General features: G+C 51.7%; 11 protein-coding genes. 4 read left to right on the plus strand and 7 right to left on the minus strand.

The window, feature by feature from the left end; all coding sequences use genetic code 11:
* The first annotated feature begins 116 nt into the window (after nucleotides 1-116).
* Together ACGHAD_RS13115 and ACGHAD_RS13120 are read left to right on the plus strand one after the other, a co-directional pair.
* Complete coding sequence (locus tag ACGHAD_RS13115; RefSeq protein WP_382418283.1) at nucleotides 117-770, plus strand: class I SAM-dependent methyltransferase; 654 nt, start codon at nucleotides 117-119, stop codon at nucleotides 768-770.
* A 143-nt stretch (nucleotides 771-913) separates the two neighbouring features.
* Complete coding sequence (locus ACGHAD_RS13120) at nucleotides 914-4558, plus strand: ATP-binding protein (RefSeq protein ID WP_382418281.1); 3645 nt, start codon at nucleotides 914-916, stop codon at nucleotides 4556-4558.
* A 61-nt stretch (nucleotides 4559-4619) separates the two neighbouring features.
* Here ACGHAD_RS13120 and ACGHAD_RS13125 read toward each other — a convergent pair whose 3' ends face one another.
* The 5 genes from ACGHAD_RS13125 to ACGHAD_RS13145 form a co-directional block, all read right to left on the minus strand.
* A complete protein-coding gene (locus ACGHAD_RS13125; RefSeq protein WP_339615990.1) occupies nucleotides 4620-7748 on the minus strand; it encodes an efflux RND transporter permease subunit in 3129 nt (1042 codons plus the stop codon).
* Nucleotides 7749-7753: 5 nt separating this feature from the next.
* Nucleotides 7754-8914 carry an efflux RND transporter periplasmic adaptor subunit gene (locus ACGHAD_RS13130; RefSeq protein ID WP_382418279.1) on the minus strand — a complete coding sequence of 387 codons (1161 nt, stop codon included), beginning with the start codon at nucleotides 8912-8914 and terminating at the stop codon, nucleotides 7754-7756.
* A 162-nt stretch (nucleotides 8915-9076) separates the two neighbouring features.
* A complete protein-coding gene (locus tag ACGHAD_RS13135; RefSeq protein ID WP_339615988.1) occupies nucleotides 9077-9667 on the minus strand; it encodes a TetR/AcrR family transcriptional regulator in 591 nt (196 codons plus the stop codon).
* A gap of 169 nt (nucleotides 9668-9836) precedes the next feature.
* Nucleotides 9837-10403 carry a hypothetical protein gene (locus ACGHAD_RS13140; RefSeq protein ID WP_382418277.1) on the minus strand — a complete coding sequence of 189 codons (567 nt, stop codon included), beginning with the start codon at nucleotides 10401-10403 and terminating at the stop codon, nucleotides 9837-9839.
* Nucleotides 10404-10653: 250 nt separating this feature from the next.
* On the minus strand, nucleotides 10654-11226 hold the full coding sequence (locus ACGHAD_RS13145; RefSeq protein ID WP_382418275.1) for a YSC84-related protein: 573 nt from the start codon (nucleotides 11224-11226) through the stop codon (nucleotides 10654-10656).
* A gap of 125 nt (nucleotides 11227-11351) precedes the next feature.
* Between ACGHAD_RS13145 and ACGHAD_RS13150 the strand changes: the two genes are divergently transcribed.
* Nucleotides 11352-12317 carry a 2Fe-2S iron-sulfur cluster-binding protein gene (locus tag ACGHAD_RS13150; RefSeq protein ID WP_382418273.1) on the plus strand — a complete coding sequence of 322 codons (966 nt, stop codon included), beginning with the start codon at nucleotides 11352-11354 and terminating at the stop codon, nucleotides 12315-12317.
* Between the two features lie 182 nt (nucleotides 12318-12499).
* On the plus strand, nucleotides 12500-13531 hold the full coding sequence (locus ACGHAD_RS13155; protein ID WP_339615984.1) for a LacI family DNA-binding transcriptional regulator: 1032 nt from the start codon (nucleotides 12500-12502) through the stop codon (nucleotides 13529-13531).
* Nucleotides 13532-13601: 70 nt separating this feature from the next.
* On the opposite strand, the gene ACGHAD_RS13160 is transcribed toward ACGHAD_RS13155, so the two are convergent.
* Nucleotides 13602-14678, minus strand: a complete 1077-nt coding sequence (locus tag ACGHAD_RS13160) for a heparan-alpha-glucosaminide N-acetyltransferase domain-containing protein (protein WP_339615983.1) — start codon at nucleotides 14676-14678, stop codon at nucleotides 13602-13604.
* A 54-nt stretch (nucleotides 14679-14732) separates the two neighbouring features.
* The gene (gene nagK / locus ACGHAD_RS13165; RefSeq protein WP_382418270.1) at nucleotides 14733-15641 is read right to left on the minus strand and encodes an N-acetylglucosamine kinase; all 909 of its coding nucleotides are present in this window, start codon (nucleotides 15639-15641) and stop codon (nucleotides 14733-14735) included.
* Between the last annotated feature and the right edge of the window lie 89 nt (nucleotides 15642-15730).

Raw genomic sequence — 15730 nt, forward strand, 5'->3', positions numbered from 1 at the left:
ACCGGCCTTTTTTTCGCGTTTTTATACACCGTCGATATTGCCTTGCTACAATCATCACGTCAGCCACAAAAAATTGTAGACACTATGCAAGAAAATGAACAACGTATTTTAACCACTTGGCAACACAATGCCGTCAGTTGGACCCGCGCCGCGCCGTGCGCGAGGGCGCCATTGCCAGCCGACAGCAAGTAACGAACCAAGCCATTATCGACGCAATACAACACTATCAGCCAAGCTCTGTGATCGACATTGGCTGTGGCGAAGGCTGGCTAGCGCGACAACTGAGCCGCAAAGGTATGGAGGTAACCGGGATAGACGCCACCCAAGCGCTTATAGACGCCGCCCAAAAAAGCGGTGGCGGACATTTTATAACGTTAGAGTACGCCCAACTCAAACGCTTAACTCTGGGAGGAACACCACCGAAATATGATATGGCGGTGTGTAACTTTTCGCTGCTGGGAGAGTCCTCTACCGAGGCGGTACTCGCGCAACTACCAGCACTCATTAACCACGGGGGATACCTGCTCATCCAAACGCTACACCCAAGTGAATGCAATCGCGCGCACCCCTACCAAGATGGTTGGCAGCAAAGCACCTGGGACGGTTTTGACAACACGTTTAGCAACCCCGCGCCTTGGTATTTTCGTACCCTATCTAGCTGGCTCGCGCTGTTGCGCCGCTATAACTTTCAAATACAAGAAGTACGCGAGCCACTATCCCCGACCAATTCACGCGCGATATCTGTCATTTTTATAGCGACGCCTCCATAGCTATGGCTCTAAAATAGGTCGGTTCCACAAAGTAACGCCCCCGCAGCACGGCCTACCAGCAAGCAGGCCTCGCCACTGGCGCAGGCAGGAATTTTCGCTATAGTTGCGGTAAGCTTAGGAGGTACCCGAGCGACGGAGACTCCATGCACCAGGCAAATAACACAACGACTGCCCCCCCACTGAGCCTACGTTGGGCACTTTTTCGCTCGCGCCTACCCTATTTGTTAACCGCCCTAGTGATTATAATCTCGGTTTCCACTGGCGGTTATTACATTGATTACCTGAATACTCAAAATTACTTGCACCAACAACGCAGCGAAGTACAGGACACACTGAGCTTAGTCAGAGCCAATTTAGAGGGGCATTTAACCGGCAACCTACTTGCCGCTCAAGGCTTAGCCGCGGCACTGCAAGTTCATCCAACGATGGACCAAGAAACCTATGCGCTCTATGCCCAGCACTTATTTTCTGGGCAAACGCTTCTACGCAACATAGGCGCGGCCCCAGATCTTGTTATCAAACTGATGTACCCTTTAGAAGGTAACCGTGCTGCCATCGGCCTCGATTACCGCAGCCGGCAAGGGCAAACTGCCGCGGCATTAAAGGTCATTGAGTCAGGCGCCATGAATGTCGCAGGGCCGGTCGATTTGGTACAGGGTGGGCACGGATTAATTGGCAGAATCCCGGTGTTTACGGAAACCTCTGAAGGTGAAAAAAAATTTTGGGGCTTAATTTCGGCCGTTATTGATCTAGACGCTTACTACCGTGTCAGCGGCTTGCCACAAGCCAGCGAAACCTTAGATATTGTTATTCGCGGTAAAGATAGCCTAGGCGCAGAGGGCGAAGTTTTTTACGGCGACGGCGCACTCTTCCAGCGCAACCCGGTTATTGCCAATGTTGATTTACCTGGGGGCTACTGGCAGCTGGGTGCAGTGCCTAAAAATGGCTGGCCTCACACGGCCGACAATGCCTTATTGGTACGCAGTGCCATAGCATTACTAGGCATTATCATCTTATTTCCCGCACTATGGATTATTTACTTACTGCAAACGCGGCAAGAGCAACAAAGTCAGCTGCAGGCGCTGTTTGATTTATCGCCCTTGGGTATTTCACTAACCGATTTTTATACGGACGAATGTCTACAAGCCAATCAGGCTATGCTCACGTTTACCGGTTACGATTTAGATGAGCTTACAACCGTTGACACCCCACAACTGAGCCCCGAAAAATATCATCAGAGCGACCAGCAACAAAAAGAGCTGCTATTGCAAACGGGCCGGTACGGTCCTTACAGTAAAGAGTTAATTCGCAAAGACGGCAGCCGGCTTCCCGTTAGATTCAATGGCATGCTCATACACGACTCGCAAGGCCGGCGCTATATATGGTCAATTGCTGAAAATATCGCTGCACAACAAGCGTACGATGAAAAGTTATTACGCCAACAACAGATGCTAGAAGCCATGAGCGAGCAAGCTCGCATCGGCGCATGGGAGGTTGATATCCTCTCGCAAACCACCTACTGGTCAAGGCTGACAAAAGAAATTCATGAGGTACCCCTCAACTACCGCCCATCCATGACCCAAGGTATTTATTTTTATAAAGAGGGCGTCAGCCGCGACACCATAGAAAAAAGCATTGCAACAGCCATTGCAGCCGCCATCCCTTGGCGAGAAGAGCTGCAAATTGTTACCGCTAAAGGTAATGAGCGCTGGGTATGCGCCACGGGAAAAGCAGAAATCGTTGACGGTGAATGCATTCGTTTGTATGGCTCATTTCAGGATATTCATGAGCGTAAACTCAGCGAACAAGCACTTCTTGATGCGAAAAATAATGCCGAGGCAGCGGCAGCGGCAAAAAGCGAGTTTCTGGCGATGATGAGCCACGAGATTCGCACCCCGATGAACGGTGTACTGGGCATGCTCAGTATGCTGCAACGCTCGCCTCTCACGGCAGAAGATCACCATAAGGTTCATGTTGCCAAAGCCAGTGCTGATTCGCTCTTAAGCCTTATTAACGATATTCTGGACTTTTCTAAAGTCGAGGCGGGTAAGTTTTTATTAGAGTCAAAAGACTTTAACGTGCGCAGTCTTATCGACAATTTTGGTCATGTCTTCGCTATGCGCGCCCAAGACAAAGGACTCGAACTAACCATTGATTTAACCGATGTACAAGTAGTCGAAGTAAAAGGCGACTCTAACCGCCTGCAGCAAATATTAACCAATTTAGTGGGCAATGCGATTAAGTTTACTCAGCATGGCGATATCGTGCTTCGCTGCGCGTCGACGCACACAAAGGACGGGGTTGTTTTTAGCGCAAGTATTGAAGATAGCGGGATTGGCATCGCCAACGATAAAATCAACAAGCTGTTCGAGCCCTTTGTGCAGGCGGATGCGTCCACCACACGCCAGTACGGCGGCACCGGTTTAGGGCTCGCTATTTGCAAAAAGCTTTGCCAACTAATGAATGGCGACATTCACGCAACTAGCACCCCCAATACCGGCAGCTGTTTTAGCTTCTCGGTCACACTAGAGAGCAGCTCTGTTGCTGAATACCGCCCCCCATCTCTAACGGCGAAAGACACTGAAGTTGTTCTGGCAAGTAGCAACCGCCATATTGCCAACGCATTAACCCGACAACTACAGGCCTGGGGCGCTAAGGTTAAGGTCACGCAAACTCAGAATGAGGCTCTGCACTGGTGTCGTGAGCAATACGCTAACAAGGGCCGCCCTGTCGACTTACTGATTATTGATCAGCCTCTGAACACGGACAATACGTTGACGCTACCCCCTGAGCACACGCTGCATAAAGTGTGTCGCCAAACCGCCGTTATGATTGGCGTCAATCAGCCTGTCAGCTGCGACTATCACGTGCTACACAAACCCACCACCACGGCTGAGTTGTTTCAATTATTGCAAACTCTTACCGATCACGGAGGGCGCCACAGTGAGCTTCGCACAAGCCATCCCGCCATCTCGAACAGCCAAGCTATTGATCAGCACCACTGGCCAGAGCACACCCGAATACTCGTGGTAGAAGATAACGCCATCAACCAAGAAGTAGCGCTGTTAATGCTGCAAGAACTAAAGCTTACGGCAGACTGTGTCAGCAACGGGCGCGAAGCGATTGAGAGGCTACGCGACAGCGACAATAGCGAGCACTACTCACTCATTTTAATGGACTGCCAAATGCCGGAAATGGACGGCTTTGAAGCAACCCGCCGTATCCGTGCGGGCGAAGCGGGAGAGAAATACCGAGCGATTGCCATCATTGCGCTTACGGCAAACGCCATAAAAGGCGACAGAGAGCGCTGTCTAAGCGAAGGAATGAACGACTATCTGAGTAAACCCATTGAAACTCAAGCGCTGGTTATCGCTTTAGAACATTGGATTACGCCGGAGCGAACCACTATTAATCCACCCACCAAAGCGTATTCCTCAGCATCGACATTATTAGTGTGGGATCAGCCCCATGCATTAACCAGCTTGTTTAACCGAGACGATGTATTGCGAAAACTGCTAGCGAATTTTTCTCAGCAAGTGCCCGAGCGACTCGCTGCATTAACGCAAGCATACCAACAAAAAAACGCCGATCAAATAACCTTTTTAGCGCACAGCATTAAAGGCAGTGCTGGCCAGTTACAGGGTAAACGCTTGCAAGCCTGCGCCAGTGATTTGGAGCAAAGCGCAAAAGAAAATAATTGGCAGGACATAGCCGAGCAAATACGAGCGTTTACCGATGCCTACCAAGAGTTAGCCGCTACGTTTCAACGATACCTAAAGCAAAACTAACAGAGCAAACAAAAACGGCGACCCGAAGGTCGCCGTTTTTTTTACTACCGGTTATCGCATCTTACGACTCGGCGATCACCTTAGATTTTTTGCCGGTGATACGGTGGGCCAATTTAAACACCACAACAAAAAACAGAGGCACAAAGAAGATCGCCAGGAAGGTGGCGAATACAATACCACCGAGTACCGCGGTACCAATAGCATTTTGCGCGCCTGAGCCCGCCCCCGAGGCGATAAACAACGGCGTAACCCCAAGGCCGAAGGCCAGAGACGTCATAATGATGGGGCGCAAACGCATACGCACCGCCTCAACCGTGGCTGCCACTAAATCCATACCATCTTCGTACAGTGATTTGGCAAATTCCACAATCAAGATCGCGTTTTTGGCCGACAAACCTACGGTCGTTAACAGCCCCACCTGAAAGTAAACGTCGTTAGACAAGCCGCGGCCCATAGCAAACAACACAGCGCCGAGAACGCCCAGAGGAATCACCATAAGCACCGAGATAGGTACCGACCAGCTTTCGTACAAGGCGGCAAGACACAAGAACACCACCAGAATCGACAGCGCGTACAACATCGGCGCCTGATCCCCGGATTCACGTTCTTGCAGCGACATACCGGTCCACTCAAAACCAATACCCGGCGGCAGCTTTGCCACGAGCGATTCCATCAAGTTCATGGCATCACCCGAGCTAACGCCCGGCGCGCCCTGGCCTTGAATGTTCACCGCCGAAACGCCGTTATAGCGCTCAAGCCTAGGGGAGCCATACACCCAGCGGCCGGTCGAGAAGGCCGAGAAAGGCACCATTTCACCATTGGCATTGCGCACATACCAGTTGCCAACGTCGTCCGGCATCATCCGAAACTCGGCATCACCCTGGACATAGACTCGCTTGATACGGCTTTGATCAATAAAGTCATTGACGTAAGACGCCGCCCACGCGGTCGAAAACACGCTGTTGATTTCGTCGATCGATACCCCGAGTGCCGAGGCTTTTTCCATATCAATATCGAGTTTAAACTGCGGCGTGTCGTTTTGACCATTGGGGCGCACACCCACCAAGGTGCTCTCTTGTGAGGCCATGCCCAACAACTGGTTGCGAGCCTCCATCAACGCCTCGTGACCCACGCCACCCAAATCTTTTAGCTGTAAGTTAAAGCCGGTTGAGGTGCCCAGCTGAGTAATGGCTGGAGGGACAAAAGCAAACACCATGGCCTCTTTAATGGTCGAGAAATACCCCATAGCAGCACCGGCAACCGAATGGACATCCTGACCATCTCCGGTGCGCTCAGACCAATCTTTCATTCTGACAAAAGCAATACCGTTGTTTTGACCACGACCGCTAAAGCTAAAGCCAATCACCGAGAAAACGGACTCAACCGTGTCATCTTGACTGAGGTAGTAATTCTCGACATCGTTCATAACGGCTATTGAGCGCTCTTTGGTCGAGCCCACCGGCAACGTCATCTGGGTAAACATCAAGCCTTGGTCTTCATCGGGCAAGAACGAACCAGGTAAACGGCCAAACAACAGTACCAACACTAAGGCGATCGCAATATAGATGGCCATAAAGCGACCGGTACGCGCCAAAATATAACCGACGCTACTCTGGTAGCGATTGGCCGAGCGGTCAAAGGTACGGTTAAACCAACCAAAAAAACCGCGTTTTTGGTGATGATCTGGATCGACTGGTTTTAACAAGGTGGCACACAGCGCCGGTGTCAGCGTCAAGGCAACGATCACCGACAGCGTCATGGCCGATACTACGGTAATAGAGAACTGGCGATAAATAACACCGGTGGAGCCACCAAAAAACGCCATTGGCACAAACACCGCTGACAGCACCAAGGCGATACCCACCAAGGCGCCGGTAATTTGACCCATGGATTTTCGCGTCGCCTCGCGTGGCGGGAGCTTATCTTCGTGCATCACCCGCTCGACGTTCTCGACCACCACAATGGCATCGTCCACCAACAAGCCGATGGCCAGTACCATGCCAAACATGGTGAGCGTGTTAATGCTAAAACCAAACGCCTCTAAGATGGCAAAGGTGCCCAGCAACACCACCGGCACCGCAATGGTAGGAATCAAGGTGGCGCGGAAATTCTGTAGGAACAGATACATCACCAAGAATACCAGTACGATCGCCTCAATCAGCGTATGTACCACCCCTTCAATGGAGAGCTTAACAAACGGCGTTGTATCGTAGGGGTAAACCACTTCAGTGTTGGCCGGGAAATAAGGTTTTAACTCGGCAATACGCTCACGCACGTTGGCGGCAGTGTCTAGCGCATTGGCACCCGAGGCGAGAGTAATCGCCAAACCGGTAGCCGACTGACCGTTGTATTCCGTTTCAAACTGGTAGTTTTCACCGCCTAGCTCAACGCGGGCGACATCAGCCAGCCGTACCTGCGAGCCATCTTCATTAACGCGCAGTAAAATACGGCGAAACTCTTCCGGTGTTTCTAAGCGAGTTTGTACCACTATGCTGGCGTTGACATCCTGCCCCGGCACGGCGGGCGCACCGCCCAACTCACCGGCGGCAATTTGCACGTTCTGTGCACGAATAGCCGACACCACGTCACCGGTGGTCATTTTATAATTGGCCAGTTTGTCGGCGTTAAGCCAGATACGCATAGCGTACTGCGAGCCAAAAATCTGAATACTGCCCACGCCGTTGACCCGGCTTAGGGGCTCACTCACATTAGCGGCGACAAAGTCGGCCAGGTCATATTTATCCAAGCTGTTATCGGTCGACACAAAACCCAGAACCATAAGGAAGCCGGCCGAGGATTTTGTCACCCGAATCCCTTGTTGTTGTACCTCTTGCGGCAACAGCGGCATTGCACCCTGGAGCTTGTTCTGTACCTGTACCTGAGCAATATCGGGGTCAGTACCGGCATCAAACGTAACGGTTACCTGACCAGTACCCGATGAATCACTGGTTGAGGCCAAGTACTGCACATTGTCGATACCGGTAAGGTTTTGCTCGATGATTTGCACCACCGAGTCCTCGACCACCTTGGCCGATGCACCAGGGTAAGAGGTGCGAATCTCTACCGATGGCGGTGCAACTTCGGGGTACTGCGATATAGGCAGTGTCTCGATGGCCAACACACCGGCCAACATAATAATAATCGAGATCACCCACGCAAAAACGGGACGATCAATAAAGAATCTTGCCATGGTGTTTACTCTCCCTCAGCGCTTCCCGCTTCAACGGCTTTAACCGGCGCACCGGGGCGAACTTTTTGCAGACCGGTAACAATCACACGATCGCCTGCAGCAAGACCTTCCTCCACCAGCCAGTCACTGCCTACCGCGCGGCTCGCCTGAATTTGACGCATCTCGACTTTGTTCTCAGCATCGACGACCAAAGCGGTAGCATTGCCTTCGCGATCACGTGTAACGCCGCGCTGGGGCACCAGCACTGTGTTGTCGCGTTTACCTTCATCAACGGTGGCGCGCACAAACATACCGGGCAAAATCAGCGAGTCGGGGTTGTCAAACAAGGCGCGTAACACCACGGTACCGGTAGTTTCGTTAACGCTCATATCCGAAAAGCGCAACTCACCCTCGTGGCCATACTGGCTGCCATCTTCAAGGTTCAAGGTCACTTTAGGTTGTTGCGCCTGCGATACCCGACCACTCATCAACTGCCGGCGCATGGCCAGTACCCGAGCCGCCGACTCCGAGACATCGACATAAATCGGATCCAATTGGTGAATAGTCGTCAGCACGGCACTTTGTCCGGCCGATACCAGCGCACCCTCGGTAATCGCCGACTTACCGATCCGTCCACTAATAGGCGCCATTACTTTGGTGTAACGCAAATCGATATCCGCCGTCTGCACTGCCGCCTCACTCACAGCAACATCTGCCTTAGCCTGCTCAAATTGCGACAACGCATCGTCATATTCTTGCTGACTGACGGCCTTTTCGCCGAGCAAATCCTTGTAGCGCTTTTCACGGGCCTGGGTGGTTGTCAGGTTGGCTTTTGCGCGCGCCAAGCCTGCTTTGGCATTCGCTAAAGCCGCCTCATAGCGTGCCGCATCAATTTGATACAGTTGCTGCCCTTCTTCAACAATAGCCCCTTCGGTAAACAACCGTTTTTGCAAAATGCCCGTCACCTGTGGCCGTACCTCGGCCTTGCGAAACGCAACAGCGCGACCAGGCAATGTGTTGCTTAGCTCGACCGTTTGCTCCTTAAGCGTAACGACGGTCACCTCGGTTGGCGGCGGTGCACCAGCACCAGCTGCACCTTTTGGCTCCTTAGACTCACAGGCAGCCAAGCTAACCACCGCTAGTAAGGTTATCCACAGCGGGAAAAATTTAGGCAATGAGGACGACATGTACAACTCCTTGAATGGCGTGACGCGGGATAATATGGCCCAAGTACCACGCAGTTAACATGGCAACAATTAAATATGAATAAACGTTCATTTACAAGAGGAATGCCTCTTCAGAGGCCCACCTTGACGTTTCTTTGCAAGCGCTAGACTCAGCAGCCCGGCTTAGCTGGAAATGGCATCCCACGTCGCATCGAGAATTCGCTCAAACTCGGCATCGCTGATACGGATCAGATCAAGATGGTGCTGGCTAATCATAGAACACAGCGGGTCAAAGCACAGTGCCACCAAGATTTCATCGGGCAAGTCTTTAATCTCGCCGGTTTTACGCCCGGCACTGAGTAACTCTAAAAAGGGTAAAAACACTTCATGGGCGGCATCTCGGCGACCGCGTAATATATCTGGTGGCAAGTGATCAAACTGACCTTTTGTTAACATGGCATTGGGGCGTGTCATCCCAAAACGCCAGACATTGCGCAGAATTAACCGGTGCTGTTCGGCCAAAGGCGCAGCGGGGTCGTGACCGGCAAAAGCGTTGTCCGCAATCTCCCGCACTACGTCGTCATGTAGTTTGCCAATTAAGTCATCGCGATCTTCAAAGTAGAGGTAGATAGTCCCGGCGGCCACACCGGCGCGCTCGGCCAGCTGCTTCATCGAGAACCCATGAAATCCGCGCTCCGACAACAAACTTAAGGTCGCATCGAGAATTGCCCGACGCTTGTCGGCCGCTTTACCGGTTAAATCACACTGAGACATAAACCACACTTACACCAATGAACAGTTGTTCATTTTATACCCATAGATGCAGTAGGTAAAGCCGATCCAGCCTAAGAATCAGGCTTTGGAGGCAGGAAAACAAGAAAACAGCGCGAGGCACTTGCCCCCTAGAGCAGCATTGAGGGCAAGTGGCGCTATAGTCGACCGTCTATTGCACAGGCTTGTAGGTAAACTTTTGCCCGCCCAAAGCTGCCTCGTACATCAGCCCGCCTTTAGCGTGAGTAAAAACCGCCATACCGGCGTTATAAACGGCCGTTTGGCTACCGGCCTTATCCGAGACACCCGACGCGCCGGCGGCCATCCCAGTAGTGCCCATTTTGGCGTTCGCACTAGCGGTGATTGCCACGGCACTGGCCTGCGCACTAAATTCAAAATTGCCTTGGGTAAAGTCGTCAAAGCTGCGCTTATTTTCAAAGAAAATAATCTCACTAAACGCTTGGCCACCTAGCTGAAACCCTATGGTCAGCTGGGTCATGGTGGTATCGCCAGTCATTTGGCCGTTGCGGAATACACGCCCTTTACCGTGGGCGCCGCCGATACCAATACCACCCTTACCGATTGTAGGGAAAATCGCGTAACCGTACGCCGACTGAAAAAAATGCACCACTTGCGGTGAGGACTTAAAAGTATCGACGGTATCTTGGTACGGATCGGCCTGAGCCGTTAAACAGGTCATCGCAAAGCCTAACAGCGCAAGGCGCATCAGTAATTTCATAGCGGATCTCCAGATGAGTAGACAAGCACAATAAACAACAAAGTCGAACAGCGCCGTGCCTAACGTCACAGCACGCGCGCGCAGCACCTTTAACAGTGAACGATCGGGCATCTTACACTTACGACACAAAACAACGATAAGGTTATTGGGCGGGTAGCGTTAAGGTAACACTCAAGTCATTGGGCCGGAAGCACAATAATAGCGGTATGCAGAGTGCCGCCCCGATGGATGGAGCGGCTTTGACAAGCGGTTATAACGGTTTGTAGCTAAACTTCTGGCCACCTAGCGCAGCTTCGTACATCAGCCCGCCTTTGGCGTGCGTAAACACGGCCATCCCCTGATTGTAGATAGCCTTTTGCTTGCCGGCGTTATCCGTGGTCGCCGAGGCGCCTACTCCGGTGCCTGTGGTACCGGCTTTGGCATTAGCGCTGGCGGTAATAGCAACGGCACTAGCCTGAGCACCAAACTCAAAATTGCCGGCGGTAAAGTTATCAAAGCTCGTTTTATTCTCAAAGAAAATAACCTCACTAAAGGCTTGGCCCCCGAGCTGAAAACCAATGGTAAGCTGAGTCATTTTGGTTTCACCAACCGCCTGACCGTTGCGATACACCCGGCCCTTGCCGTGGGCGCCACCGACGCCGACACCAGCTTTACCGATCGTCGGAAACAACGCATAACCATAGGCGGCATTAAAAAACTCAGCGACCTGAGGCGACGATTTAAAGGTATCGATTGTTTTTTGATAGGGATCTTCATCTTCAGCCTGCGCAAACGAACACACCATAACAAAGCCTATAAAGGCAAAACGCATCAGTGCTTTCATGGTAACTCTCCTAAGTAAACCCATTGGCGACATTAAAAGATATAGCGCAACCAAGCCGCCCCTAGCGCCAGCTTAACGCCTACGTTAGGCTAGAGCCTATGATTCACCAGGCCGGCCTGCACGCTATGTCAATTATTATATACAACAATCAGAGCTTCGATGTTACCGCTCCAGAGAGTGTACTAGACACCTTATTAAAAGCCGGGGTACGGGTGCCCTACAGTTGTCGCGCGGGCGTGTGTCACTCCTGCCTTATGGTTGCCAAAGACGGTGCAGTGCCCAGCGAGTCGCAAGAGGGACTCAGCGATGCACAAAAATCTCGCGGACTCTTTTTAAGCTGTAGCTGCTATCCCGCCGAAACGCTTAACGTCGATCACTATGACCCCGCCGCTGACGGCATTAAAGCGCCGGTAATCGCGAAACGACAACTAAACGATAGTGTGTTAGAGCTAACGCTTGCCGCCTCGCTACGCTATCAAGCTGGCCAACACACCAACCTGTGGCGCTCGGACGCGATTGCTCGCTGCTACTCCATTGCCAGCATACCGAGTGACCCCCACCTTAGCTTTCATATTGCGCTGCAACCCAATGGCCAGTTTAGTCAATGGGCCGCCCAAACATTACAACCGGGCGATACCGTCACCCTCCAAGCGCCCACCGGAAACTGTTACTACCAGGCCGAGCAAAACACCCAGCCAATCTTGCTGGCAGGTACGGGCACAGGTATTGCGCCACTGCAGGCCATTGCCAGAGCTGCGCTAGAGGCGGGACACAAGGGCCCCATCGACCTTTTCGTCGGAGCCCGACACAGCGATGACTTGTACTTTAGCCAACCACTAATGCGCCTCGCGCAACAACACTCAAACTTTCAACTTACCGAGCTGGTGCAAACTCTGGGCGAGAAATACACCAAACACTGCCAGCAAGGCGATATCTATAACGTTATAAAAGCGCGCTTTGCGAGCCTTAACGGCTACCAGGTTTACTTGTGTGGTGCGGACTCATTTGTGCGCAAGTTACGCAAACAGTGCTTCTTTGCGGGTGTTAAGCCACGCGATGTCCATACCGATGCCTTTTTGGCCGCCAGCTGAGGCTCTGCGACTTAGGCGCCTAACACGCGCATCGCGCAAATTAGTCGCGTCTAGCCCGTAATTTAGGTACAATTTGGGCTTATATTTAGAGAAACAATAACACCGGCTTTTGCATCCAACGTTCATCGCGTTATCGGTGTCGTGCCGGTAACAGTCATCGCAAACGGCGCATAGATCACGACATGAAACCCACCATTAAAGATGTCGCAAAATTGGCTGGAGTCTCGTTTAAAACCGTATCCAGAGTTATTAATAACGAAGGAACCGTGGGCAAAGAGCTTCAGGAGAAAGTCTGGAAAGCGGTTAAACAGCTTAATTATCGTCCTAACTTATCGGCCCGCGGCTTGCGAGGGGCGGCGTCTTCCATCGGTTTTATCTACGACAACCCCAACAGTAACTACGTTATCGATATGCAACGCGGCATTCTCGACGAATGCGGCAAACAGGGTTACGAGCTTGTGATTCACCCCTGCGATGCCTCCAGCCGCACGATTATTCAAGAAATTTTAGAAATGATCGACCGCAGCCGAGTGGGTGGCCTGGTGCTGACACCGCCTATATCCGAAAACGCCGAGATTCTCGACGCCATCACCGAGCGCAAAGTCAAGTTCGTACGAATCCTATCCGGCTCAGAAGCGCCCGATAATATTTCACCTTGCGTCTTTATTGACGATCACAACGCTGCCTACGCCATTACCGAACATTTAATTAATTTAGGCCATAAAGACATTGCCTTTCTCGGCGGGGACGAAGAGCACCAATCCAGTGGCCAGCGGCTGGCCGGCTTTAAAGCGGCCATGCAAGATCACAAGATCAAACCAAAAGATAAGTTTATCGTTCCCGGCAGTTACTCGTTTGAGTCGGGCGTCGAGCGCACCCGCAAGCTGCTCGCCAACGGCCGCGGCAAGCCAACCGCCATCTTTGCCTGTAATGATGAAATCGCCTCAGGCACATTATTTGCCGCGCGAATCGCAGGGGTCGATGTACCCGGCGAACTATCTATTGCCGGCTTCGAGGATAGCCCTTTCTCTCGGCAAGCTTGGCCCAACCTGACCACGGCCGCACAGCCCACGAGCACCATCGCACAAAAAGCGGCGTCACTGCTGATAAAATCGATAAAACAACAAGCCAGCGCAGGCAAATCAATCGCCAGTGAAGGCTACTACCCCAAGTTGATCGTCCGGGATTCAACCTGCCCTGCGCCCGGCAAGTAAGCGGTTTAATACCAACCCATAAAAAAACCGGCAAAAGCCGGTTTTTTTATGGGTCATTATCAAGCTCGATCTACAGCGCGATAACAATATTTTTTCGATCAAGCCACCAGGCAACACACCACAACACCGCCACATGAATAAGCGCAAACACCAAGGACGCATTATAGTTAGACATAACTTGCGCCAAAGACTCAAAGAAATACTGATACGAAGACATACCGGCAATCGTAAACAGAGCGTAACTCTTAACCCACACAATACTCAAAATATAAATAAACAGCGGATTCTTACCCAGCATCGTAAAACCATTAAACACAGGTTTAACGATGGTTAGCTTTTCTAGTTGCACCAACATCAGTAGCACCGCGATACCTGCGCCAGAGGTCAGCAACACAAACGGGCTAGTCCACAGGGACTTATTGACAGGAAACACTTGATGCCACAGCAGCCCAGCGACAATAGCCAGCACCGCAGTCACTGCCAACACTATTTGCGCACGGCGCTTGTCATCGCTACCGACCAAAATACGCGCGGCCTCAAAGCCAAAAATAACATTCACTACCGCCGGTAAAGTGCTCAACAAACCTTCGGGATCAAACGCTATGCCTTTGCCTTGCCATAAGTGATCGGCACCCAATACGGCCAAGTCAATTTGCCGGACTAAGTTACCCGCTACCGTATAAGGCTCTGGCACCAGGTTGAGTAAACCCCAATAACCCAGCAACAGCACGGCAGAAACGAGCACACGGTATAACCCAGGCAGCCAAATAATAAAGGCAGCCAAACCATAAGCCAGCGCAATACGCTGCAACACACCTAAAATTCTTAAGTGATCTAGATCACCGGTAAAAGGGTAAGCGTTAAGCAATAAGCCAATCCCAAACAACAAGGCGGTGCGGCGTAGGATTTTTATGGTGCGCGCACTGTATGCCACGGTTTGGCTAGCACGATTAGAAAAGTACATCGCCGAGCCGACGATAAACAAAAAGAAGGGAAAGATAAAATCCGTGGGTGTCGCGCCGTGCCAATCAGCATGCAAAAAAGGCGCATACACATAAGACCAAGAACCCGGAGTATTCACTAAAATCATCAAGGCCAAGGTTAGGCCTCGCATGACATCCAGAGAGATAAATCGTTGCTTGGCCATAATGCCCTCAAAAAATCTTATTATCGAGTCTCACGTCGGCAGTAAACGCTGCCGCTATGCCACCGGCTCTGCCAACGCTGCAAACTGAGTGCGCGCATAATGCACAGCGCCAAATTCTGGCTGACGTAAAGGGGCCGACATGCGCTCGGCAATATCTTTATCCATCCAATCGACGATTCGCTGCGAAACGCCGCCAAGCATCGACATCCGCGGCGGATTAATCGACCACAAGCGACGCGCAATCGCGGTTAAATAATCAGCACCCTCGTGAATAATGCGCAAAGCAATCTCATCGCCTTGCTCGGCCGCATTAAAAACCAAAGGGGCCAGCTTGGCGTAATCACTCGACTTGGCGCCATTTAAACGCTCGACGATCATAATGCCGCGCGCCTGCAGCTGCTCGGCGACTAGATCGGTTAATGCCGTTTTGGGGCCTAACTCGTCAGAATCGAGCAACACGGCTTTAACACATTCTAAGCCGATCCATGCGCCACTACCGCCATCGCCACAGGGGAAGCCGTGAGCACCCAATGTGAGTGTTTTACCATCCACATGGGCAAAACCACATGAACCGGTGCCAGAGACAATAACGGCACCATTATCCTGCTCGTGCGCCGCAATACAGGCAATATGCAAATCAGTCGTTAAAAACTGCGCTTTAAAAGGATGATCCCACTGCTGAACAACTTGAAACAGGCTTGGAACATTAACACCGGCCAAGCCCAAACCGGCAACCAGCTGAGCTTTTGCCTCGCGAGGTAAACCGGCAGCGCGCAATGCACTGTCGGCAGCGTTATCAATAGACTCCAGCGCCCGTGCAACCCCATGATACGGGTTAGCCGGACCGCCGTTGCCCACGCCTAACGTTTGCCCTGATTCATCGACAATCACCGCGCGGCATTTAGTGCCACCGCCATCGATTCCTAAATACAGAGTGTCGCCATCAACAGGCAGCTGCCCCATGTGATACCTCGTTATTTTCACTATACCGGTCTCGCCCGGCTTACAGGTAACCAATGATAACGCCACCTGACTGATAAATTCGAATTATT

Origin of the sequence: Gilvimarinus japonicus (genome assembly GCF_042847215.1) — a bacterium.
GTDB classification, from domain to species: domain Bacteria; phylum Pseudomonadota; class Gammaproteobacteria; order Pseudomonadales; family Cellvibrionaceae; genus Gilvimarinus; species Gilvimarinus japonicus.